24 protein-coding genes and 1 tRNA gene are annotated in these 23,331 nt (G+C 47.7%); 13 read left to right on the top strand and 12 right to left on the bottom strand.

Going from position 1 to position 23,331, the window contains the following annotated elements; translation table 11 throughout:
• The first annotated feature begins 3 nt into the window (after nucleotides 1-3).
• The 6 genes from PV02_RS01925 to PV02_RS01950 all read left to right on the top strand — a co-directional run bounded on the left by PV02_RS01925 (nucleotide 4) and on the right by PV02_RS01950 (nucleotide 5,625).
• Nucleotides 4-1,215: an ABC transporter permease gene (locus PV02_RS01925; protein WP_256621694.1), complete on the top strand. Its 1,212-nt coding sequence runs from the start codon at nucleotides 4-6 to the stop codon at nucleotides 1,213-1,215.
• Nucleotides 1,216-1,342: 127 nt separating this feature from the next.
• On the top strand, nucleotides 1,343-2,056 hold the full coding sequence (locus tag PV02_RS01930) for an ABC transporter ATP-binding protein (RefSeq protein ID WP_305891100.1): 714 nt from the start codon (nucleotides 1,343-1,345) through the stop codon (nucleotides 2,054-2,056).
• 10 nt (nucleotides 2,057-2,066) lie between these two features.
• Nucleotides 2,067-3,305, top strand: a complete 1,239-nt coding sequence (locus tag PV02_RS01935) for a COG1361 S-layer family protein (RefSeq protein WP_256621695.1) — start codon at nucleotides 2,067-2,069, stop codon at nucleotides 3,303-3,305.
• 17 nt (nucleotides 3,306-3,322) lie between these two features.
• Nucleotides 3,323-4,537 carry an ABC transporter permease gene (locus PV02_RS01940; protein ID WP_256621696.1) on the top strand — a complete coding sequence of 405 codons (1,215 nt, stop codon included), beginning with the start codon at nucleotides 3,323-3,325 and terminating at the stop codon, nucleotides 4,535-4,537.
• 33 nt (nucleotides 4,538-4,570) lie between these two features.
• A complete protein-coding gene (locus PV02_RS01945; RefSeq protein WP_256621697.1) occupies nucleotides 4,571-4,807 on the top strand; it encodes a PLDc N-terminal domain-containing protein in 237 nt (78 codons plus the stop codon).
• Between the two features lie 137 nt (nucleotides 4,808-4,944).
• Nucleotides 4,945-5,625 (top strand): sensor domain-containing protein, encoded by a 681-nt coding sequence (locus tag PV02_RS01950; RefSeq protein WP_256621698.1) that lies wholly within the window; start codon nucleotides 4,945-4,947, stop codon nucleotides 5,623-5,625.
• A gap of 13 nt (nucleotides 5,626-5,638) precedes the next feature.
• Here PV02_RS01950 and PV02_RS01955 read toward each other — a convergent pair whose 3' ends face one another.
• A complete protein-coding gene (locus PV02_RS01955) occupies nucleotides 5,639-5,914 on the bottom strand; it encodes a MarR family transcriptional regulator (protein WP_256621699.1) in 276 nt (91 codons plus the stop codon).
• A gap of 148 nt (nucleotides 5,915-6,062) precedes the next feature.
• Here PV02_RS01955 and PV02_RS01960 point away from each other — a divergent pair, with 148 nt between their 5' ends.
• Genes PV02_RS01960 through PV02_RS01970 form a run of 3 tightly spaced genes read left to right on the top strand, consistent with a single transcriptional unit; the run spans nucleotide 6,063 to nucleotide 8,723 of the window.
• Nucleotides 6,063-6,575: a response regulator gene (locus tag PV02_RS01960; protein WP_256621700.1), complete on the top strand. Its 513-nt coding sequence runs from the start codon at nucleotides 6,063-6,065 to the stop codon at nucleotides 6,573-6,575.
• A gap of 33 nt (nucleotides 6,576-6,608) precedes the next feature.
• Nucleotides 6,609-8,351: a sensor histidine kinase gene (locus PV02_RS01965; RefSeq protein WP_256621701.1), complete on the top strand. Its 1,743-nt coding sequence runs from the start codon at nucleotides 6,609-6,611 to the stop codon at nucleotides 8,349-8,351.
• A gap of 54 nt (nucleotides 8,352-8,405) precedes the next feature.
• Complete coding sequence (locus PV02_RS01970) at nucleotides 8,406-8,723, top strand: YbjQ family protein (RefSeq protein ID WP_256621702.1); 318 nt, start codon at nucleotides 8,406-8,408, stop codon at nucleotides 8,721-8,723.
• 5 nt (nucleotides 8,724-8,728) lie between these two features.
• Here PV02_RS01970 and PV02_RS01975 read toward each other — a convergent pair whose 3' ends face one another.
• Nucleotides 8,729-10,369, bottom strand: a complete 1,641-nt coding sequence (locus PV02_RS01975; protein WP_256621703.1) for a PAS domain-containing sensor histidine kinase — start codon at nucleotides 10,367-10,369, stop codon at nucleotides 8,729-8,731.
• Between the two features lie 259 nt (nucleotides 10,370-10,628).
• On the opposite strand from PV02_RS01975, the gene PV02_RS01980 reads away from it, so the two are divergent.
• The 3 genes from PV02_RS01980 to PV02_RS01990 all read left to right on the top strand — a co-directional run bounded on the left by PV02_RS01980 (nucleotide 10,629) and on the right by PV02_RS01990 (nucleotide 13,722).
• Nucleotides 10,629-11,354, top strand: coding sequence for a GerW family sporulation protein (locus tag PV02_RS01980; protein ID WP_256621704.1), 726 nt, complete (start codon nucleotides 10,629-10,631; stop codon nucleotides 11,352-11,354).
• Between the two features lie 282 nt (nucleotides 11,355-11,636).
• The gene (locus PV02_RS01985) at nucleotides 11,637-12,422 is read left to right on the top strand and encodes a helix-turn-helix transcriptional regulator (RefSeq protein ID WP_256621705.1); all 786 of its coding nucleotides are present in this window, start codon (nucleotides 11,637-11,639) and stop codon (nucleotides 12,420-12,422) included.
• A 733-nt stretch (nucleotides 12,423-13,155) separates the two neighbouring features.
• Nucleotides 13,156-13,722 carry a hypothetical protein gene (locus tag PV02_RS01990; RefSeq protein ID WP_256621706.1) on the top strand — a complete coding sequence of 189 codons (567 nt, stop codon included), beginning with the start codon at nucleotides 13,156-13,158 and terminating at the stop codon, nucleotides 13,720-13,722.
• A gap of 599 nt (nucleotides 13,723-14,321) precedes the next feature.
• Here the strand turns inward: PV02_RS01990 and PV02_RS01995 are convergent.
• From PV02_RS01995 to priS, 10 genes are all read right to left on the bottom strand, one after another.
• A complete protein-coding gene (locus tag PV02_RS01995) occupies nucleotides 14,322-15,479 on the bottom strand; it encodes a tyrosine-type recombinase/integrase (protein ID WP_256621707.1) in 1,158 nt (385 codons plus the stop codon).
• A 78-nt stretch (nucleotides 15,480-15,557) separates the two neighbouring features.
• Nucleotides 15,558-15,673, bottom strand: a tRNA-Ser gene (locus PV02_RS02000).
• 54 nt (nucleotides 15,674-15,727) lie between these two features.
• Nucleotides 15,728-16,966 carry a TIGR00375 family protein gene (locus tag PV02_RS02005; protein ID WP_256621708.1) on the bottom strand — a complete coding sequence of 413 codons (1,239 nt, stop codon included), beginning with the start codon at nucleotides 16,964-16,966 and terminating at the stop codon, nucleotides 15,728-15,730.
• Nucleotides 16,967-16,975: 9 nt separating this feature from the next.
• Nucleotides 16,976-17,755 carry a proteasome assembly chaperone family protein gene (locus PV02_RS02010; RefSeq protein WP_256621709.1) on the bottom strand — a complete coding sequence of 260 codons (780 nt, stop codon included), beginning with the start codon at nucleotides 17,753-17,755 and terminating at the stop codon, nucleotides 16,976-16,978.
• Entirely contained in the window at nucleotides 17,743-17,913 is a 171-nt protein-coding gene (locus PV02_RS02015) for an RNA-protein complex protein Nop10 (RefSeq protein WP_256621710.1), read from the bottom strand. Before PV02_RS02015 ends, PV02_RS02010 begins: the two co-directional genes overlap by 13 nt.
• A gap of 7 nt (nucleotides 17,914-17,920) precedes the next feature.
• Entirely contained in the window at nucleotides 17,921-18,718 is a 798-nt protein-coding gene (locus PV02_RS02020) for a translation initiation factor IF-2 subunit alpha (RefSeq protein WP_256621711.1), read from the bottom strand.
• Between the two features lie 11 nt (nucleotides 18,719-18,729).
• Nucleotides 18,730-18,906 (bottom strand): 30S ribosomal protein S27e, encoded by a 177-nt coding sequence (locus PV02_RS02025; protein ID WP_015053158.1) that lies wholly within the window; start codon nucleotides 18,904-18,906, stop codon nucleotides 18,730-18,732.
• A gap of 8 nt (nucleotides 18,907-18,914) precedes the next feature.
• Nucleotides 18,915-19,193: a 50S ribosomal protein L44e gene (locus PV02_RS02030; protein ID WP_256621712.1), complete on the bottom strand. Its 279-nt coding sequence runs from the start codon at nucleotides 19,191-19,193 to the stop codon at nucleotides 18,915-18,917.
• Between the two features lie 25 nt (nucleotides 19,194-19,218).
• Nucleotides 19,219-19,962 (bottom strand): hypothetical protein, encoded by a 744-nt coding sequence (locus PV02_RS02035; protein ID WP_256621713.1) that lies wholly within the window; start codon nucleotides 19,960-19,962, stop codon nucleotides 19,219-19,221.
• The gene (priS, locus tag PV02_RS02040) at nucleotides 19,949-21,181 is read right to left on the bottom strand and encodes a DNA primase catalytic subunit PriS (protein WP_256621714.1); all 1,233 of its coding nucleotides are present in this window, start codon (nucleotides 21,179-21,181) and stop codon (nucleotides 19,949-19,951) included. Before priS ends, PV02_RS02035 begins: the two co-directional genes overlap by 14 nt.
• Nucleotides 21,182-21,279: 98 nt before the next feature.
• Between priS and rqcH the strand changes: the two genes are divergently transcribed.
• The gene (gene rqcH / locus PV02_RS02045) at nucleotides 21,280-23,277 is read left to right on the top strand and encodes a ribosome rescue protein RqcH (RefSeq protein ID WP_256621715.1); all 1,998 of its coding nucleotides are present in this window, start codon (nucleotides 21,280-21,282) and stop codon (nucleotides 23,275-23,277) included.
• Nucleotides 23,278-23,331 lie beyond the last annotated feature (54 nt).

The raw sequence follows: 23,331 nt of genomic DNA on the forward strand, positions 1-23,331 counted from the left end.
ACAATGGATCTCAGGGAGGCACTGGTCATAGCACTTGGCAGCATCAGGAGTGCAAAGCTGCGTTCAGCCCTTACCATGCTTGGCATCATTATAGGGGTGGCTGCAGTGGTTGCCAATGTTTCACTGGGTACAAGCTTCAACCAGTATTTCACTGATGAGCTTGGCTCCCTTGGTTCCAATTTCATCATCATATACAGCCAGGACGTCAACATATTCTATGATGCGCAGCTTGAAGTGATCAGGAACACGCCGGGGGTGGTGGGTGTCTCGGCCTTCAACCAGCAGACTGCTGCCGTAACTTATCTTTCGGCTACCAGACAGATAGACGTGCAGGGGGTAAGTGCGGATACCCAGGAGATATCCAACCTTCATGTTGGATCGGGTAGTTTTCTCACAGACAAGGACCGGCATGTGGCAGTCCTGGGAAAAGAAGTGGCTGAGGAGAAGTTTGGCAGGAACGTCCCTGTCAAGAACTATATTGATATCACCTTCCGCAGGAACGACGGCACCACGGTGACCCGGAAGTTCAGGGTAAAGGGAGTACTGGAAGGAGAGGATAACACCTTTGTCCAGGGCGGGCCTGACAGGGATGTCACCATCTATATCCCTATACGGACCATGAACGAGATTCTCGGGGTGGAAGACTACAGCGGCTTCTCAGCAAAGACCGCCAGTGCGGAATCCGTAAGGCCGGTCTCTGAAGAGGTGGACAGGCGACTTGCAAGGAACCTTGGAGTTCCGGCGCGTGATATTGACAATGAGGATGCAAAACCCTACCGTATCTTCAATCAGGCGGACATCCTTGATCAGCTAGATATGCTTTCCAATTCCCTTACCATACTGATAACCGTCATAGCCCTGGTGGCTCTGCTTGTTGGATCCATCGGCATTATGAATATCATGCTGGTGACCGTGACCGAGAGAACGAAGGAGATCGGCCTGCTGAAATCCCTGGGCTACACAAGATCCGATATCCTGACGCTCTTCATGTTTGAGTCCGTAGTAGTAGGTGTTATAGGCGGTATCCTTGGAACCCTGCTTGGGATGGCAGGGTCCTTTGCGGTCGAGATATACCTTGATATTCCCCGCGTCTTCCCGATGTACCTGATCTTCCTGGGCTTTATCATATCGGTAATCGTCGGGCTTATTGCAGGTGTCTATCCGGCCAGCAGGGCTGCCAGTCTGGATCCGGTGGAAGCTCTCAGGCATGAGTGATATCATGCATCTCTTTTAGTTATTGGACCAGCCGGTCGATATATGGAAATGCTTAAGTAGTTAGACTGAATAGTCTAGCCTGTCGAATAATAGACGAGTTTTCCGACGGGATACTAGAGGTATATGCATGGTTGGCAAGGACTTGGATCGTTCTGTTACAGAAGGCAATGACATTGTGATCGATATATGTGATCTCAGGAAGAGCTATCGCCTCGGGGATATGGAGGTTCCTATCCTTCACGGGATCGATCTGTGTGTTAAAAAGGGTGAATTCGTTGCGATAATGGGTCCTTCAGGCTCGGGAAAAAGCACACTGATGAACATGATCGGATGCCTGGACAGGCCTACGAGCGGTAAGGTCGTGCTAATGGGAAAGGATACATGTGCAATCTCTGACAACGAGCTCGCCGAGCTTCGGGGCTTTGAGATCGGTTTCGTTTTCCAGAGCTTCAACCTGATACCACGCTTAAGCGCATACGAAAATGTATTGCTCCCTACCTACTCCAACTCAAAGAAAGGGCACAACGCTTCGCAAAGGGCGAAGGACCTGTTAAAGCTGGTCGGTCTCGATGACCGCATGAACCACAGGCCCACCGAGCTTTCCGGAGGGCAGCGCCAGAGGGTCGCTATAGCCAGGTCCCTTATCAATGAACCTTCCCTTATCCTTGCCGACGAACCTACCGGGAACCTCGATTCAAAGACAAGTGAGGAGATACTGGGTATCTTTTCAGAGTTGCATCGCAACGGATGCACCATAGTGATGATCACACACGACCCTGAAATGGAAAAATATGTGGACAGGGTAGTGCACATAAAAGACGGCTACATAAAAAATAACTGAAGTGATTCTGATGACTGGGGTAAGCGATATTATACGAAAGATCATAGGCTCTTTAGTCTGCCTTGGAATGATACTTGCATTATTCACGCCGGTATCCGCAAGTTCCGGTGCGAATCTGAGAGTGGATGTACTGGATTACGACCCATACCCTGCCGAGATAGGCAAATATGTGGATGTCCGGGTCAAAGTTGAGAACATCGGGTACGGCCGTGCGGATGCTGTTTCACTGAAAATCGAGCCGGAATATCCGTTCTCGCTGGATTCCGAGAGGAATGCCGTGAAGTCCATCGGCATACTGGCACCGGAAAAAGCAGTGGTGCATGAGTACCGCCTCTTCGTGGATGGGAATGCGAAGGTTGGAACCGGCAACATAGATATCTATTACAAGGCCGATGACGGGGACGCCTGGTTCAAGAAAACAGTTTCCCTCAGGGTGGGTTCCGACACTTTTGACAGCAAGGGCACTATCCAGCTCAGCGAGATATCCAGCGATCCTGCGGTATTCATGCCTGGTGACAGGGGTACTGTGAGTTTCACTCTCAGGAACACCGCCACAACCAGCACGGTCACCATCGATGGCCAGGAATACGATACCAATGCAAGGGTCCAGTCGGCCTCCCTCAGGGGGATTGAAGGGATAACGGTCACCAGTGACAGCTATTCAGGCTCAGGTATCATTGGTCCGGGGGATTCTATTACTCTTAGCTATAATATCAGGATTGATAACAATACAGAGGATGGCACCTACTACCTGGACTTTTTCATGGTGGGCAACTCCCACGCCTACAATAATAACTGGAGGATACCGGTCAGGGTTGATTCCTCGGCTGTAAAGGTCATTCCCTCCAAACCCCTAACGCTTACTGACGGTGAGGGTGTTTTCGAGTTCGATGTAGCAAACAGTCATCCCAATACCCTCAATTCGGTCAGTGTGAGGCTGGTATCTGATGATATCGCATTCTCCCCGGAGGAATACTATATCGGCTCCATGAACGCCGATGAGCTGTTCACCATCCAGATAAAGGCCAGGGACTCCGGCAACGGAACCTCTTCACCGGTAACGATCGAGGTAGATTACAGGAACGGCGTGAACAGCCATAGCGACCGGGTAGGCGTACGGAATGTGGGCGTAGTGCAGAGCGACTCCGGCAACACCGGTAGCCTTGCACTGACATTCATCGGTCTGGCGCTGCTGGTCGGGCTTCCTGCTGTTGCTCTCTACAGGCGTAAGAAGCAGAGTAACAAGTAAATGCAGGAGATTACCCTATGCTGAGCCTGAAGCACTCAATAAGGATAGCCCTTGGGAGCATCGGAAGCGCAAAAATGCGCTCGGCCCTCACGACCCTGGGGATCATTATAGGCATTGCCGCGGTCATAGCCAATGTCTCGCTGGGAGCAAGTTTCAGCCAGTACTTCACCGAGGAGATAGGCTCTGTCGGTAACAACTTCATCATCATCCAGAGCAAGACCTCCAATCTGCTTCATGATAACGAACTCGAGCTTGTGAAGAGCACCCCCGGGATAACGGGTGTCTCTCCCATAAGTCAGCAGGTGGCTGAGGTGGAATACCTCTCAACTACCAGACAGATATCGGTGCAGGGTGTGAACGAGGACTATGAGGAAGTGGCCAATATCCGGATGGAATCCGGCAGCTTTCTCACAGATAAGGACAAGTATGTGGCTGTGCTGGGTCACGATGTTGCGTATGAGAAGTTCGGCAGGACAATATCGGAGAAGAACACGATCCAGATGACCTTTGTAAAGGCAAACGGCGAGACCGTGACCCGGAACTTTAAGGTCAAGGGCATAATTGCCAGCCCTGAGACATCCTTTGTCCAGAGCGGCATAGAGTCTGACGTCCGGATATTTATCCCGATTTCCACTATGAATGAGATCATGGGAGAGGATTACTACTGGGGTTTCTTTGCTGCTGCAGAGAGCATGGAATCCATTTCCGATGTAACCGATGAGGTCGACCGCAGGCTTGCCAGGAATCTCGGTGTCCCTGCACGCGATGTCGACAACGAGGACGCGAAACCATATTCTCTCATGAACCAGGAAGAAATACTGGAACAGGTCGACCAGATGTCGGCAGCCCTCAGTTCCTTGCTGACTGCAGTCGCACTGATCTCTCTCATTGTGGGCTCTATAGGTATCATGAACATCATGCTGGTGACGGTTACTGAAAGGACCAGCGAGATAGGTATCATGAAATCTCTTGGATATAAGAACAGGGAAGTCCTCACGATGTTCATTGTGGAATCCATGGTAGTGGGCCTTATTGGCGGCATCTTCGGTACGGCACTCGGAGTACTTGGAGCTTACGTAGTGGTCGGTGCCATGGGTATGCCCCACGTGTTCCCGCTGAACATGATCTTTGTTGGCGTGTTCGTCTCGATCATCGTAGGTCTGGTTGCAGGCGTATACCCGGCGAACAAGGCCGCAAAGATGAACCCGGTAGATGCCCTGAGACACGAGTGAAAGAATATCATGACTGAATTAAGGAGGTAAAGAATGTTCGATGCATTGTTCATAGGGATTCCCTTTCTGCTGTTCTTCCTGTTTTTCGGGGCAGGCATAATAGGGACCCTTTTCTGGATATGGATGCTCATAGACTGCGCCACAAAGGAGCCATCAACGGGTAACGACAAGCTGATATGGATATTGGTGATCCTTCTCACTCACCTGATCGGTGCCCTGATATACTTCCTTGTCAGGAGGCCAGAGCGCATCCGGGAGTTTGGTGCCTGAAGGGGTGCTTAAGTCAATAACGATGAATGCAGCCTGTAAGCTTCCTTCAGGCTGCTCCTCTCTCCGAAGGCAAGCCAAATGAACCTTTGGGCAGAATGCACGACTTTGTATATATTATATCGATCGGGATGGAACGAATGTTTGGGAGAACTGGCACAGCCTTCAGCCTTCTCAGAAGGCACCTGCGTGATTTCGTAGCTGTGGCTTTCAGGAAGCAGACATACCTTAATTTCCTTTACCTGCTGTTCACATTCCCCCTTGGAACGGCTTATTTTGTATTCCTGGTGACCGGCCTGTCGCTGGGATTCCACCTGCTGGGCATCTGGCTGGGTATTCCTATACTGCTGCTTGTTTTCCTTGCATGGTGGGAAATGGCATCCTTTGAAAGGCAGCTTGCAGAATGGCTTCTGGGTGTGAAAATACCACCGATGTCCCACACTATGGATAAGCCGGACAGCGTTCTTGACAGCTGGGTGTCAAAGCTGAGAAACCCCGTGTCATGGAAGGCCCTGCTGTTCTTGCTGCTGAAATTCCCTCTGGGAGTATTCTCGCTGGGTGTATCCCTGTTCATGATAGCAATGACAGTGTTACTGTTCCTGGCACCCCTGATAGGATACGCCCTGGTGTCTGGCCCTCACCCGGCTGGTTTCCATCCTTATTCATCGGAACTTTCCATGATCGCGTTTTTCTCAGCCTTACCGGTGGGGCTGTTATCCCTTCATGTAATAAATCTGCTTGCAGGAACAGCAGGAAAATTTGCAGTGCTGATGCTTGGCGTATCATCTAAAGAGGACGGGTTTGCGGACCAGGAAAGCTGAACCGGGAAGCATCTCATTTCTCATTGAGCCTCGTATAGAAGTCAAGTATAAGGTGGGTCTTCTCGTTATCAAGGTTCAGGCGGAAGGTCCTTATCTGCTTTCCAAGTGGCTTCTCTATAACGATGCCCGTTTTGATGAGGGGTGCAATGACCCTCGCGACACTGGAATGGGACAGGCCGGTCTCCTCTGCTATGCCGGAAAGATAGGTCGATTCGTTCCGGTGCTGTATAAGGTTTTTAAGAACGGTCATCTGGGCTGTCTTTCCAAAAATCTCTTCCAGTGCATCCATTGTATCGTAGCATAGATATTCATTGATAAGTTATAATACTTTCTTTAATTTGGACGACTGGGCTAATTAAGATACAACCCTTTGATATTTGGAAAGGTTTTAATAACATCATCCTGCTATACTTATTCACAGTTAGGGTAGTATCACCATGAATACTGAGAACATTGATCCTGAGATCCTGGCGCTGATAGAGAGCAAACCCGGCATAAGCGATGCAGAGATAGCCAGATCACTTGGAGTGGATGAAAGTCTGGTCCGTCAGAGGATAGCCTTTCTTTCAGATACCCGTGAGAAGATCCTCATCGTGGACGAGGAGATCGACGCCTCCACCGCACTCAAGGTGGCGCTCGAGGCAGAAGGTTACAATGTTATAGAGGCCCTTGACGGATACGAGGGTATCCGCAAGGCAAAGTCTGAGACCCCTGACGTGATCCTCCTTGACATCATGATGCCAGGCATGGATGGCTTTGAGGTGTGCAGGCGCCTCAAGGCTGACCCGGCTTCCAGTCACATCCCTGTTATAATGCTCACTGCCAAGGGAGAGATTGACGACAAGGTGGAAGGACTCGAGCTGGGCGCAGACGATTACGTTACAAAACCTTTCAATCTCAAGGAGCTCAAAGCCCGTATAAGGATGGTGCTTCGAAGAGGCGCTGTCTGAGTTTTCTTCTCTTTTAATCTTCATTCCGGCCTTATGTGGGAAAAAAAGAACAGATGGAACCTTGTAATTTTTGCAGTGATAGTGTTGCTGCTGGTTGGCTCCATCTTTTTTCTCTGGATGAAGGCAAATCTTGAGGTCAGGTCCATCGTGGAGGAACAGTACCAAACCCAGCAGCTCATCCTGACCCAGTATGTTTCTTCTTCCATTGCAGAGCTGCTGAACGAGCGAGTGCTCTTGCTGGAGGTGGTGGCGCGGAAACAGCAGGGGGTTCCGGAAGACCTGTTCATGTCCGAGTTCGAGACAGTATATGCAGTGGCAGATATCTACTACGTGCTGGAGTTCATTGATGCCGGCGGTACCGTGGTATCCGGGTATCCCGCTGAACGTGTGCCTCACGGCTACAACCTTTATTCCAATGATATGACCTGGGCATTCGAGCATGTCAGGGACACAGGACAGGTCTACGTATCAGAGCCTGTGACCACGATGGAGGGTATTTTCGGAGCCTATGTGTGGGTTCCTGTTTTCGAGAACGGTCAGTTCAGGGGTTCCATCCTCGGCATTGTTTCGGACGAGAGCATCCTCGAGCAGTTCGAAACCAGTTCCGACAGCAAGAGCTATGTCTATATCGTAGATGATAGCGGGATGATACTGTATGACGAGTCCGGTATCTTTGAGAAAGGCGCAAGTTACCTGGATCATGGGGATTCTGTTGGTGACGAACGCCTGCGCATCATTGAAGAGCAGATGAGAGGTCAGGTTGGCAATGGCAAGTACTGGCTGGAAACCCCTGAAGGCAGTGAGTATGTGCTTGTTTCATATTCGCCAATAAAATGGCACAATCAGCAATGGTCTGTGGGCCTTACAAGCCCCGGTGATGCTGTTGACGACATAATTATCTCGGTTTATGTAAAACTGTTCACGGTGGCAGCGGTCTCTGTCCTGTTCATTCTGTTCGTGAGCTCTCAGGTCTATTTCATACTTCTTAACTGGAACAAGACCCTTGAGCGGGAGGTGGAGAGAAAGACGGCCGAACTCCAGCAGTCCAATGAGTCGCTGACATCTGCCAACACAAAGCTCAAGGAACTTGACCGGCTGAAGAACGAGTTCCTGTCCATGGTCTCCCATGAGCTCAAGACTCCGCTCACGGCCATGAAGACCTCGAGCGAGTTCCTGCTGGAGGACACTTGTGATCCCAATGTCAGGAAGCAAATGCTTGCACTCATAGTACGCAACGTTGACCGGCAGGCGAGACTTGTGGATGACCTCCTCGATATCTCCCGGATCGAGTCCAACAGGATGAAGTTCAATATTGAGCCAGTGAGCCTGCAGGAGGCCCTGGAGCACTCTCTTGAGACCATCCGCCGCTTCTCGGAAAGCAAAGGGGTCGCTCTCGTTAATGACGTGCCTTCGTCGATGGAAGCGGTTCTTGCAGATAAGGATAAGCTTGTCCAGGTGTTCGTCAACCTCCTGAACAACGCTGTCAAATTCACCCCTCGCGGCGGGAAAGTGACCGTCCGTGCACGTGAGATCGGTGATAGGGTGGAGGTCACGGTCACAGATACGGGCATAGGCATTGATCAGTCCCATCTGGATCATGTATTTGATAAGTTCTATCAGATCGACAGCACATCCACCCGTGCCGCCGGGGGCTGCGGACTGGGACTCGCGATCACAAAAGGTCTCATTGAAGGCATGGATGGCTCGATAAGGGCCGAGAGTGAACCCTGCACAGGCAGCAAGTTCATCTTCACACTGATAAGGGCGGGAAATTAGGTCCCGCTAATACGAATTATGAAACCAGTATAAGTCCGGAATAAGAGGTAAAAAATGTTAGTAACAACAACAGACGGAGTAGAAGGTAAAGAACTTGAAATACTCGGCGTGGTCTTTGGAAATACCGTTCGCGCCAAGCACATAGGAAGTGACATTGCAGCAGGCCTGAAGAACATTGTCGGAGGCGAGCTTAAGGGTTATTCGGATATGCTCTCCCAGGCAAGGAAGGAGTCCTATGACAGGATGGTGGAAGAAGCCAGGAAGATGGGTGCCGATGCAGTTGTGAATGTGAGGTTCACCACGTCACAGACCATGGCAGGGGCTGCGGAGCTGCTAGCCTACGGGACAGCTGTGAAGATAAAAAAGAACTGATACGATCAGGAAGGCGGGACCAGTGAGGTGCCTGTCTTGTCCTGCTTTTTTTCAACCGGTATTGTAAAGCTGAATATACTGCCTTTCCCGGGCTCGCTTTCCACCTCAATGCTTCCTTCTAGCATTTCCACGAACTCCTTTACAATATATAATCCAAGTCCTACTCCATCAAAATTTCTTGTAAGGGATGAGTCAACCTGGGAAAAGGGTTTGAACAACTTGCTCCGGTCTTCTTCGGAAATGCCGATTCCCGTATCTTCAATAATGGCTGTCAGGGTGATATCGTCCGCAGAAGTGAATCTCACGCTAACGCTTCCTTTTTCGGGGGTGAACTTGATCGCGTTGCTTATGAGATCATAAAGGATGGTTTTCAATTTGTTTTCGTCCGAGTATATATCCCTCAGGCCGGTTTCAAGATGGAAGCCCAGTTCAATCTTTTTCTTCCTGGCCAGCGGCATTGCGAATGCTTCAATGGCTGCAATCAAAGAGGACAGCTGGAACTCCTTCTTTTCTACTTTCATGCTTCCTTCTTCTATGTGGGAATGCTCTATGATGGAATTGACAATCATCATCAGCCGCTCTCCGCTTTTGACAATGATATCTGTGCACTTCCTCTGTTCCTCATTAAGAGGTCCCAGGTCACCCTTCTGAAGGATGTCAGAATAGCCGATGACATGGTTGAGCGGAGTCCTTAGCTCATGACTCATGGTTGTAATGAAATCTCTTTTAACCTGGGCAGCGCTATCTGAAACGACTTTCGCCATGACAAGGGCCTTTATAGCTTTCTCTCTGTCAGTTATGTCAGTGCCTGATGTAAGGAGTCCCTGGATCTTTCCATTCTCGTCTTCAAGGATCATGTTGTTCCATTCGAATGTTCTGGTTTCCATGCTTTTGGTCAGGACCGGTGATTCAAAACTGGTCTTGAGGGTCACTTCCTTTTCCATCAGCTTCCTGTATTCCTCCTTTGCCTCTTCTCTGATATCCTCTGGCAGCAGGGTCTCAAAAAAGTCCTTTCCTGTAAGTTCGCGTTCCTCATATCCAAGGATCTCGCAGCCTTTCTTGTTTATGAGGAAGATCTTCCCTTCCCTGCTGGTGGCAAGTATACTGACAGCTACCACGTCAAGATACTTCTGGGCTTTATCCCTCTCCTTCCTGAGGTTCATCTCGACTTTCTTAAGCATGGCGATATCGACCATCAGGCCGTTAATGCCTGTGATCTTTCCATTGTGCGTGATCGGGCGGGATGTGGTATGCACATAGGTGATATCTCCCGATTTCTTTATTATGCGGAACATGTAGGGTTTTCTCTCGCCTGCGATCGTAAACCTGATATCTTCCATCAGCCCCGGAAGATCTTCCGGGTGTATATATCTTGCATAAGGTGTTCCGATAATCTCTTCAACCTTATATCCGGTTATGTTTTCGATAGCTGAGTTTATGTATGTGAACATGCCGTCGTTATCAATAGAGAAGACTACATCATTAAGATTCTCCAGGCGCTCACTATAGAATTCTTTTGTATCTGCCAGTTCCTTACTCAGCAAACAGAGTTCTTCACTAAGCTGGCGGACCCTGGAATTGAGGGATGCGTTTGAGCGTGTTTTCTGTGAGCTTTTCTTATGAGGGTCTGCACTTTTGTGAATCATGGTTCTTCAAAATTAATCATTTAGTTTATATATTTATTAATCTCGAACTACTTAAGTTTTGTGAGGCTACAAACACCACTTATAAATATATTGGATAGAAAATACTTTATTTTCGGGTGATTTGAAGATGCATTGGATGTTATTCTATATCCTTTAATTGTGCATAAAAAAATGCGGCCTTTGTAGATTCACTTTTAAACTATAAGGCACATAATAAACTATACTACAAAAACACACATTAAAGAAATGGGGAGAATACATGGGGTTAGATGACATAATCAAGGAAATAACTCATGAAACAGAGAGCATAGTGAACACGAAGACCTTGGTGGGCGAGCCCACTACCTGGGAAGGGAAGACCATAATGCCAATCATGAAAGTCTCTGCTGGTTTCGGAAGTGCAGGCGGTGAAAACCACCAGGGGAACGGCAGGGATGGGTATGCAGGTGGCGGATATGCAGGAGTCAATATGGAGCCCATCGGCTTTGTGGTCATTTCCGAAGAAGATGTTCGCTTACTGACGCTGTCAGGCAGGAGCAGCTTCAATAGCATTATTGATGTGATCCCTGAGCTGGCGGCCAGACTTCCTCAGACCGCATCGAGGGTAAGGGAGGCTGGCACCCACATGGCAGAGGACGTGAACCGGAGGGTGAGAGAGAGAAAGGAAAAGCGCTCACAGGAAGGTAAGAGTTCTGTAACTGAGATGGTCAGGGAAGGTGCAGAGAAAGTAGGCCAAAGAGTAAAAGACATGCAGGCTGAAGAGGGTTCCCTTACTGACAGGGTCAGGCAGGGTGCTGAGAAAGTATCCCAGAAGGTCAAGGATATGAGAGGCGGTTCAGAAGCAGAAACTGAAAGCCAGAGTGACCAGCCATTCGGGGAAAAAGAACCTTCAGAAGAGAACAAGCAGGCATTCGGGAGCCGTTCCATGGAAGAGGGCGGTACCGGTGGGAGCAGCCAGTCATTTGGCGGAAGAGGGGGAGCATGATCCCTCTTACCCGCTGAAGCACTTTGAGATACATCAGGTAATCCAGCAGGCATGCCCGCTTCTAATATATGCGGCTCCGATAAAGCTATTTTTCAATAGACTGTCTAATTTAAACTAGCACTTATACCATTAAGCTAATTATAGCTTAATAACCTTTAAATAAAAAAACAACTTTTATTTCTGAGGAGGATTGGAGCACTTCTTTAAGCATCTGGCATAGAGGGAGGTTCTTCGGTACCATGTTTGACAGAAGCAATTTGACATACAGTGGGGCATACTTGAATGGAAAAGACATCAATTCAAGAACTAATCGCATCAGAACAGATAAGGCATGCACTTTTAATTTTGAACGAGGGTCCAAAAGAATCTGGCGGACTTGCATCATCTCTTGATGTGAGTATAAGTGAACTGCCTTCCATAACAGGGCTTTTGGAAGAAAGCTATCTTATCACCGGGAAAAATGGCATCTATGCACTTACCCGGATAGGAGAGCTGATTGTCGAGAAACTCAAGCCTCTCTTGTGCATTGAAACTACAATGAATGCCGCTGAGGGGTTCTGGAGAAGTCGTAATCTGGACTTCATACCTTCTCCTCTGCTTAAAAAGCTGCATAAGCTAAACTCCTGCACTATCATTAAACCCAATTTCCCGGACATTTACGATTATAACAGGGAAGTTCATGAGATGTCCAAGGCATCAGGCTCTGTCAGTGTGGCAGCTACCTGCCTGCATCCCGCTTTTCCGGAGCTGTTCTCTGAGATACTGGAAAGAAGGATCAACCTGTCCTTAATTTTCGACATCTGTCTGTTTGATAAGGTTAGAAAGGACCACAGTGAGCATATAAGAAGTCTTCTGAAGAACAGGAAGGTTGAACTTTATGTCTATGCCGAAGATATGCCTTTCCTTTCATTCAAAGTCAACGATGCATGTATTGAACTGAAACTGCTTACTGACAAGGGCACATACGATTACAAGCGCTTAGTCTGTTGCAGCCCTGATGCGGTGGAATGGGGTAAGGAACTTTTTGAGCACTATCGCCAGCAGTCTGTCAGGGTAAGTGCAATATAGGATATTTTCAACCACACAGGGGGCGGAATCAGTAACGCCGAGGTTGGGAGAAAAAAACAGAGTTAAAATCCTTAAACACTTTCACTTAGCTTATTCATTGAATTCATATGTTTAAATAACTTTTTATTAAGCAAATAAAGCTTATGATAATTAAATTTGAGGAAATCTCTTTAAAAGTCTCATTAACTGGCGCATGTGCGCCCAATCCCGGGAGGACATGAGCGCACATGCGCGCCGGAACGTTAAAAAAAAGCGACTTATAAACCAAACGAGAAAAAAAGATGATCCGTAAAAAATGACGGCCATTTCAAGTTTAATCCATCATAAACAAAGAGCATATTTCTTTATTTTGAAAAAACAATTTTGTTTAATTTACAACGAAACTAAAAAGACTAAAATGAATCACGAAAGTTATAAATAATTAGAGATTATAGAACTTATTGACTAGACTTAGCATCCACAATAAAGTGGTTTATTATTAAGCTGTGGGGAGCTATCTCCCTGTAAATAGGAGATTACAAGTTAGTTAGGCATGTTTCCACAGCAACCCCTTTTTTATACCTGAAAAGTTCTATCTGGAAAGACTGATTTAAGTGAACGATCCGAAAGAGCCTCTAAGGGAAATGTGCCCTCGCTGACCCGCTGCAGGTCTCTCCCTCACCTACGCGCAAGCGCCCCCACCTGGCACTAAGATACATTCCTTTTATAAATATGTACAAACCTTCTTAGGTTTATGAGTATCAAGGACAGATTTTCTAAGGCTATTAATGCATTTCTGGATGATGAAGAAGAGAAAGTAGATAGAAAGCCTTCCATGAAAGAAAAGGAGCCTTCCGAAAACAACATCATGGAAGAGAAGATAGAGAAAGGAAACGAGTTTGAGAGCTTTGTAGTTAAGAAGTTCAGCAGGAAGTATTTTTCTATAGTGGCCTGGACAACTGACATTAACAGAAAACATAATAGATATGTTGAGTCTGATTCTGATCCTGACTTAAGGATAAGATACGTACCTACTGATGAGGAATTTTCTATTGAGTGTAAGTTTAGATCAGGACTGTACCAGGGAAAAATAGCATGGTGCAAATATGAACAGATGGAAAGATACAGAGATTATAGGGAAAAGACAGGAATACCACTTTTTATTGTTATCGGTTTTGGAGGGGAGCCGGGAAAACCGGAGAGGATGTTTTGTGTACCTATTGAAGAGATTAAGTATAATCAGTTATACCCTTCTGCGATAGAGGCCTTTGAGAGAAATCCGAAGGAATATTTTTTCTGGAAAAATGGAGTGCTTGAGTAAATCGTAGAATTTTAGTACAGGAAAGGGACCGTAAAGAAGCCCGCTTCCCTTCTCTCCTTCCCATGCCGGAAAAGAAAGGGTAGTTGTTTTAGTATGGAGATTATTTCCGGTTGGGTCAGTCAGTCACGGGCTATTTTCGCACACTCGGACTTACTGCTTAAAGCCTGCGCCCACTGGGACGCCAGGCATTAAGCGTAAGTCCTCAAACAGACTGTGCGAAGCCCGCGACCGACCGACTGACCTTATACGGAAAAGAAAGGAAATATAAGTTTTATTTTTCTAACCTCTATTTCATGTGAAGCTTTTTTATAAATAAACCCCCGAAAAAAGAACCTTAAAATCAATGTGCGTGCCAAGGTTGGCACACACGCCTTAATCGTGTACCTAAGGGAACAGGAGAAAAAAGCCAAAACGCCGCGTAGCGGCATTATTGCTAACTAGATAAGATTTAACATATTATTATAAAAGTAGTATCTAAATAAGCAAACGATAACAAGAGCTTTAACGATGAAAAAAAGTAATGAAAAATAACAGTACCACATAAAATAGTGGTTCCAGTGGAAATTTAGCCCTTATTTTGAGTACATTTAGACCAAATTTCATAACACAACTTCAGCTAATATTTTTGCAACTTCTGGATCCCTAGCTGCAAGCTCCATTAAGGCAATGGAAATTTCAGCCCTTTTTTCATCAAGATTCACTGCAGTTTCTATATTAAGAACCATTCCACACTTAGCACAAAATTTAGATGTAGAACCATTTACATGTTCACACCGTAAACACGTAACTGCAGTTAATTCAGGCCTTAAATCTTCTTTTTTAACTATTCCATGAATTCTTAAAATAGCGTCATCAATTTGACGACCTGATAAGTGAATATAAGTTCGAGGCATATCTGAACCATGAACCCATCCTAAATGGTCCTCCATTTGTGCCTGGGTAAGGTGTTGGGCTAATTCAGTACTTCGGGAATGCCTAAAAAGATGACTATAAACTCTTTTATCAACTCCGGCCTTTTTAGCAATTCTTTTGACAAGAGAACTAAAAGCCGGATGCTGCATATGTCCTCCTTGGTTTCGCTGGCCAATATTAAGCCATAAAAACGAATCCGAATTCATTTTATTAGGGTGCATATCAATCCAGGAAGCAAGATAAGGGACAGAAAAAACAAGCCTTACTCTTCTCATTCCTGTTTTACCATCAATAGTTAAAACAGCTCCGTATTGATCATATACAATATGCTTTAATTTCAAATTTCCAATTTCACTTATACGAGCACCACTGTCATAAAGAACAGCAATAAAGGCCTTATCCCTTAAATGATTAGCTGCAAGAATCATCTTTTTAATATCAGACTCCGTTAAAAGTTCCTCAGGAATCTTCCTGTTAATTTGGCCCTTTACACGAATCCATTTTGTGCATTCCGGATCATCCCCTCCATTCTGCCAACGAAAGAAACGCTTAAGAGTTAGCTTATAATCGTGTTTAGTCCACTGCTTAATATCTTTACGTTCAATTTTTCCAACCACACGATAGAGATCGTCAATAGTAGCGTTTTTTAAATCAAGATTATAATCACGAACTAAAATATGAAGTGTTGAAATATATTTAAGCACTCGAACAGTTTTGAGACCCTCCGCATAAAGAACATCCCGAAATCTGTACATTAAATCTTTATTCTCACGACTGTAACTAGCAGCTTCAATCCTTTGTTCAAGTAAACTTAAACTTTTTTCGTGATTGTAAATAGACGCCATAATATCACTCTTCAAGGTTTTTATTTATTGATTACCCGTGCAGAGTGAAAGTGTTATAGCTTTTAACTGTTATTTTAACGCCGAGGTTGGGATTTGAACCCAAGCACTCCTCCCGGAGAAACCGGTCTCGAGCCGGTCGCGTTTGGACTCCTGGGCGGTCAAGCCTTCGGATTAGTCCGCTCTGCCACCTCGGCACGCAGTGTTCCAAGGTTTTTATGTATTATATAGGTATCGAGATTATGCCCGGATCAAAAGTCAAACAGTGAGCTCTGGCCTTTTTTATTGTCCCTGCCCTTCTCACCTTTCCCCGCTCTGCCCGTATCCGTACCAGAGGGAAGTTCTATGCGGCCATACTGCCCGCCCCCTCCGGGGTGGAGGATCACTCTCTCTTCCCTGAATGCAAGGATCGCGTCAACTATCCTCCTGTCCACGAAGTCCATGCTTTCGGCAGGTACATGCAGGAGCACCTGCAGTTCATCCGTGAACCTGTCAAGGAGCGCATTCCAGGCGTCCTGTACTCCCTTCGTATTGATGCTTGCATGCCCCAGGGCCATCATGATGATCTCTGACAGGGGCATCAGGTGTACGTAGGGGGGCCTGTGTTCAGGATGGATGGGCTCCGGCAGGTCTGCAAGCTCGTTGACCCTGTCATATACGCCTTTCTTTATCCGGCCGCCGCAAACACTGCATTTCCATTTTTTTGATACGCTCTCTTCCAGTGAGTAATGGGTGAAGCATTTGATGCAGGCAGATTCATTGTACTTTCCTTCCTGAGGATAGAATCCGACATTCAGGATCACACGATAACTGTTCTCCCTGAGGATTGCTTTCCTTAGCCCTTCAAAGGACATATCGGGCACTTCCATCCTGTTGAATTCCCTTGCAAGCTTATTGGAAACCGGGGAGTGTGCATCGGAGTTGGAAAGGAAGGTAAGTCTGTGCAGTTCGCTTATGCGGTCAGCATAATCGCTATCCGCACTCAGGCCCAGCTCGAGGAAGGAAACATAGTCCGTCATGTCTCCATAGCAGCTCTTAAGGGAATCATGGTATGCATACATTGCAGTCCAGGGAGTAAAAGCATGACACGGGCCTATCAGGGCGCTAACATCCCTTGCTATCTCGGCAATCTGCACTCCGTCAAGGCGCACGGTAGGGCGTCCGTCGGATTCCAGGTTGCCATATCGGGATATTGTTTCTGCGAGCTCTTCTGCCTTTGACAGGGACGGCAGTATCAGAAGATGATGCACTCGGTTTGCATCCTCTATTTCAGTGGTAAGTGTAAAAGAAGTCCTTCCTATGGATATGTTCTCGTCGTCAAGGGAGGCTTTCCTGATCTCTTTCATCCACAGGGGATGTATACAGTCTCCTGTTGCGACCAGGTCTATGCCTTTTTTTGCAGCTTCCTGTGCGATGGTGGGAAGGTCCATTCTGCCCGAACAGGCCATTGAATATTTTGAGTGCAGGTGGAGGTCTGCGTTGATTATCATCAGACACCTTCAGCCGATGTATCGCAGGTCCTCGTCCTTGATATTCGCTTCAGGCATAGCCATCTGCTGTTGCTGCTGTTCGACCTCTTTGAGACGGGCAACGATCTTCTCCATCTCCTTTGCACGCTCTTCGAGGGGACCTTCATCAATCTCGATAGAGAACAGCCTGGATATGACCTTCAGCAGTGATTGCGCGCTCTTGGGGTCCACAAGGTATCCGGAAGTAAGTCCCATAAGGCATGCAGCATCCATTTTCCTGAACCTGCTCAGTCCCAGTATAAGACCTGAAGCGCCTACGATCCCTCCTCCGGGCTCGTTCTCCCTGAAAACGACTCCTGCATTAACGAGCTCTTCCTTAAGCTCCGGGTTATTGACGGCTCCCAGGACCTCATCGGAATGTGTGAGCTGCCCTGTAGGGAATCCTCCAAGCGTATATATCTTTTTGATCCCGAACTCTTCTGCGATGTCAAGATAGAGGTCGCATAGCTGGTAGTGCCCTTCAGCAGTACTGCTCTGGTGGTCCCCTACAAGGATGAGAATATCGCATTCGTCAGTACTGCAGATATACATCTCGTTGTTGACCATATGGATCTCGCTGTTCTCGTCAACGAGTACCTGTGGAGGAAAGTGATGTGAGTATATCTCGATGATCTTCTCTGCATCAAGCTCTTCGATAAGGTGTTCTGCAACAAGTTTTCCTACATGTCCCACGCCGGGAAGGCCCACAAGGAATACCGGTTCTCGTAGCTGAAGTTCATCCTTAAGCCGAATTACTTTTATTTCCTGCATAGTTCCTCCTTCCTTGCCAAGCGGCGATATTTACCATACGGGTCCTTAGGGGAGTATCTGGCAGGACTGGGGTCCACGGCAACTGATCCGCATGAAGGGCACTTCTCCTCGAAGGTGTACCTGCTGCAGTTCCGGCATCTGTGGATCTTCAGTCCCAAAAGAACATCACGCCTTTACTGTATCGTTGTGCCGGTGGAACTCTCCCTTCCCGCCAAGCTGCTCGATAGTAGTGACAGCTGTGGTGGCAGCTTTCTTAAGCACTGATTCCGCTTTCTTGTAGTCCGGTGCGATCACTTTTATGCGGTACCTGGGCGCACCTGTGTAAGTGATGTCCACCCTTACATTCTCTTCCTGGATATCATTGGCTGCTATCAGGGCTGATTTTATGACCTCTATCCCTTCGGGCAGGATGCAGGTCAGGTCGACATAGCCTGCGATATCCACATAAGGCAGCTTGATATTGTTCTGCGCAATCTGGACTATGCTGGCTGTCAGTTTCTTCTTCAGCTTGACGTCATTGAAAGCGTTGGCGCCGATCATTGCGGCTTCTTCAAAGGCCGAGTACAGGCTGCCGAAATGCTCTGCCAGCTTCTGGGCAACCTTCTGCATCTCTTCCTCATTGGTGCCTGTCTCCTCTGCCACGAACTGGAGCCATTTGGTAGCTTTCTGCTCGCTCTTCCATTCCTGGATCTTTGCACGCTTCTGGTGCTCATTGACATCCTTGAGGGAAAGGTCAATGTGACGGCGGGAGGGGTCCACATTGAGTACTTTACAGACTATCTTCTGTCCTTCTCTCACGTGGTCCCTGACGTACTTGACCCATCCGGCCTTGATCTCGGAGATATGGATGAAACCTTCCTTCCCGTCATACTCTTCCAGTGTCGTGTATGCGCCGAAGTCAGTGACATCCTTAACGGTACATACAACGAATTCTCCGATCTCTGGCCAATTGTTCTTTTCCATTATGGACCCCTTTATTCAAGGACTTCAAGGATATGCGTTGTTATCGTGGATTTGCCGCCGGTGGGCTCTGCAAGTGTCCTGCCGCAAACGAGGCATGTTACCTTGCGGCTTGCACTGCCGAAGATGACCTGCTCGTTCTCGCAGTCGTTGCATTTCACACGCAGGAATCTGCTCTTGGGCTTGTTCATCATTTAAATCACTCCGCGAATTCGAATTTCTTTGCTCTGAAAGCTGGCCTCTGGTGTGCTTTGTTGCACTCAGTGCACTTGTACTTGAGCCAGATCCTCTTGGTGGGTTTGTCTCCTCCGGGGACCTTTGAGAATTTACCGGTGTTGCCTATTCCGGTCTGTCTCTTCTTCTGTCTTGCAATGTGTGTCAAAGACGATGCTTTTCCCTTCTTCACTCTTTCCACAACTATCTCAGTGTGTTTCTTGCATGAAGGGCAATATGTTTTGAATCTCTTCGGGATCTTCATTATCTACACCTTGAATAAGTCTGAGTCAATTATCTGTGATCATCTGTGCCACGTTGCGTTTAACAAGCACCTTAGCATTAAGGGCCGGCAGAACAACAACGTCTTCCGCACACAATGTATAATTGCGATTGTCCATAGCCTTGAAAGTAGGCACGTTTTCCAGTATTCGCACAACAACGAATTCCTTATTTATATTACTTTTGGCTATCTGTTCTCTTTCGTCCTTTTCCTGAACCTCGGGAGCAGTGTCCGCAGTGGTACCGGCTTTCCCAGTAAAGGCTTCCGCTGCTGCATCTGAAGCTTCAGGAACATGTGCTGCCCTGCTCTCCCCGGATAGTGTACTCCCTGATGGGATATGTCCTTTTCCCTTCTCCTCTGCCGGGGATATGTGAGGATTGATAACAGGCTCAAGCATCTGCCTGCGCGCTGTGTTGATTGCTGAGAGCACAGCCTCATATACTTCCTTCTCCTGCGGAAGCAATTTCCCTATATCCTGTATGGTGGACTTGCTGGAAAAAGCATTGGTTGTGGCGCTGCCAATTATCTTTTTTATGCGGCGCATGAAAATAAGTTCCACGGAGGTGATAGCGTTCTGGAGCTCGTCTTCCAGTATCTTAGCTTCCACTGAACGCGGGTTCTTCAGCCGTGATATCTCTTCCTCCAGTTCCTTGATGTATTCTTCCACCTTTTGATAGAAGTCTGTATTCATGGACTTAAGGGAAGAGCTTCTTTCCTCTCTCAGGGTATCGGTAAGCTCAGTGCGATCCATATTCAGCCACACCTCTGCATATCAGGTACACAGCCGCATATTCCGGCACTTCCTGCACGCCTTCCTCTACCATGAGATCCTTTCCTTTCATCTGCACAGCAAAAGGCTTGATTGCTTTTATCTTTACCGATTTGTCCCCGAACACCACAGCATCGTTCAGGGGCTCGAAACCTTCAAGCTCGTCCATCTTTAGGGCAGTCACTTTCATCCCTGACTTGCCGTGAAGGGACCCGGGAAGGCGTATGAGGCGCTTTATGTCTGCGGTGACCGGCTCGTCAACCTGAGTATTCCCAAAATTTACTTTTGATTGATCTACAGCTTGGCTTATTAATTGATGAATTACATCTTGAAAATCGTCAACGGGTCCAAAATCCAATCTCCCATATTTAATGATGTCTTGTAAAGCTGCTGAGCTTTTAGATATTCTCTTTAGTTCTTGAAATCTTTTGGATGTGCTTTTCCCAAATCCCTTTAAATCCCTCAGTTCTCGAAACATGTCCTTGTCAGGTTTCGTAGATTCAGATATCAGGTATTGGACAATATAATTTGCAATCCTTTTCCCCCACCCTGCTCCATTATTTCTTAAAATGTATTTATAAGGTACAGCTGTTTTACCTCTGAATGTTTCTGTACCACTTCCATGTTCTCCAACCATCCATTCTTTACTATAGTGCATTTCGGGGCTAATTTTTCCACTAATATAATCAACGATCTCACGCCTTTCAGGGCTTTCAAGGGACAGCACCGAAGGATCGCTGATATGAAAATGATATCCTCTCCCTCCTGAGAATACTGCATGTACGGCGCTCTCATCGAATCCGAAATCATTGATGAGGAAATCCAGCAGCTTGAGGGTTTCTTTTTTTCCTTTCTCCAGCATGTCGCCGTAGGAATTTATCTTGCCTGGGAGATGGTCCGAGTCTATATCGAATATCAGGTCTGCCTTAAGCCAGTTCTTCTCCTTCATCTTCGGGGCTCCCGGATACTCATAGTAGGCCACGGAGTAGTATGCATGGGCAGGCGCCATTCCCCTGAGGTAGTCATACAGTTCCCCCTCTGACCCGAAGTCCCTGTGCCTTTTCATGAAAACGTCGTCTGCACTTCCGAACTCGATGAATCCCCATTCCCTTGAAGTGAACTCCGGCGGCAGTGTGAGTTGCGCCTGTGAGTAATATTCCTGGAATTTCGATACAATGAAAGCCCGTGTTTTATCATCCATATGTACAGTTTTCTCCGGAAGTATGAAATTTTGCAGTAGTCCTAATTGACTTAATCCGTCATAAAACTTATAGTCTTCATTCGCATTATAGTTCCCGCATGAAGCAGGAAATGACAAGTGCAGATGTTGCTGCTCTGGTGTTTGAACTGAGTTCGGGAGAGAACTCTATCATCGATTCAAAGATAGGCAAGATATACCAGCCTGCGCCCGATGAGCTGCGTATCAACCTCTTTGTTTATAACAAGGGCAAGGACAATCTTGTCATTGAGGCAGGCAAACGTGCCCACATGAGCGAGCACATACTTGAGAGCCCCAAGATACCGCAGTCTTTTCCCATGCTTTTGAGAAAACATGTGATGGCAGGCCGCATCACCTATGTGAAACAGTACGATTTTGACAGGATCATTGAGATCGGCATGGTCCGCGGCGGCGTTGAGACAATACTCGTTGCAGAGCTCTTCTCCCCTGGCAATATAGTCCTGCTGGACTCGGAACGCAAGATCATCCTTCCCATGAGGCCAGTGACTTTCAGGGGCAGAAGGATAAGGAGTGGAGAGGTCTACCAGTATCCTGAGGCCCAGCTTAGCCCTGTGGATGCAGGCGAGAAGGACCTGGAGGCCGTGTTCTCGTCCTCGGATTCGGATGTGGTGCGCACCATAGCCACCAGGTTCAACCTGGGAGGCACCCTGGCAGAAGAGGTATGCCTCAGGGCCGGGATCGATAAGAACACTCCTGCGAGGGACATGGGCATTGAAGGTGTTGTACGCATTGCAGGCTCGATGCGGGAACTGTTCTCCCCGCTCACAAAGGGAGAGCTCAGCCCGTATATCGTTAAAAAGGAAATAAAGGGTGAGACCAGGCCGGTCGATGTAGCCCCGTTTGAACTCAGATCACATGCAGGTCTTGAGAAAGAAGCCTTCCCCTCCTTTAACAAAGCCCTTGATGCATTTTTCGGCAAAAGGTCTGCTGAGGGGGTCACCCAGGTAGTTGAGGCTGTAAAGAAGGAAAAGGTGGATGTTTTTGAAAGGCGCCTGAAAAAGCAGGAGGAAGCCATAGAGAACTTCGGCAGGGACGCTGAAAGACAGGTGGAAGTGGCCGAGAAGATCTATGCCCATTACCAGGCTATAGAAACTGTCACCGGTGTCCTCGAGAGCGCCCGGCAGAAGGGTTACTCGTGGGACGAGATAAGGTCCATTCTCAAGAAGGCAAAGGACACGGTCCCCGCGGCAAAGGCCATATCGAGCATCGACCCGGCCACGGGTAAGATGGTGCTTGACCTTGATGGCACGAAGGCCACCATTGACCTGAAGCTGACGATCCCGCAGAATGCCCAGTCATACTATGAGAAGGCCAAAAAGCTGGCCAGGAAGAAGGAAGGTGCATTGAAGGCTATTGAAGATACCAGGGCGGCCATGCAGAAGAGGGAAAAGAAGGCAGTTTCCGACGGCAGGCGCAAGGCCCACATGAAAAAGCACTGGTACGACCGCTTCAGATGGTTCTATTCATCCGAGGGTTTCCTTGTAGTGGGCGGAAGGGATGCGGAAACGAACGAGGAGCTCGTAAAGAAGTACATGGACAAGAGCGATATAGTCTTCCACACCCAGGACCCTGGCGCACCCATGACCGTAATAAAAGCTCAGGGCAAGCCTGTGACCGAACAGACCCTGACGGAGGCCGCACAGTTCGTAGTATCCTATTCCAGCATCTGGAAGTCCGGCCAGTTCAGCGGGGATTGCTACTGGGTCCTGCCCGGGCAGGTCTCAAAGACTCCCGAATCAGGCGAGTATGTGAAAAAGGGTGCTTTCATCATCCGCGGTGAGCGTAACTACTTCCGTGATGTCCCCGTGGGAGCGGCTGTTGCCCTGGAGCTTGGGGCGGAGACACGCGTCATAGGAGGTCCGGTGTCAGCAGTAAGGCAGCACGGGCAGCACGTCATAGAACTGACTCCCGGGAAGTTCAACCAGAACGATATAGCGAAAAAGATCTACAAGGTGTATGTTGATCGGCTCAAGGAAGTCAACTTCGTCAAGCAGATAGCTTCGCCTGACAGGATTGCCATGATGCTTCCCCCGGGTGAGTCCGATATTAAAGCATAATGTCTTTAATATCTCCCTTGCCCATTACTCTATGATTAGTTCTGAATGCCAGGA

It is taken from the genome of Methanolobus chelungpuianus (assembly GCF_024500045.1).
Lineage (GTDB): Archaea > Halobacteriota > Methanosarcinia > Methanosarcinales > Methanosarcinaceae > Methanolobus > Methanolobus chelungpuianus.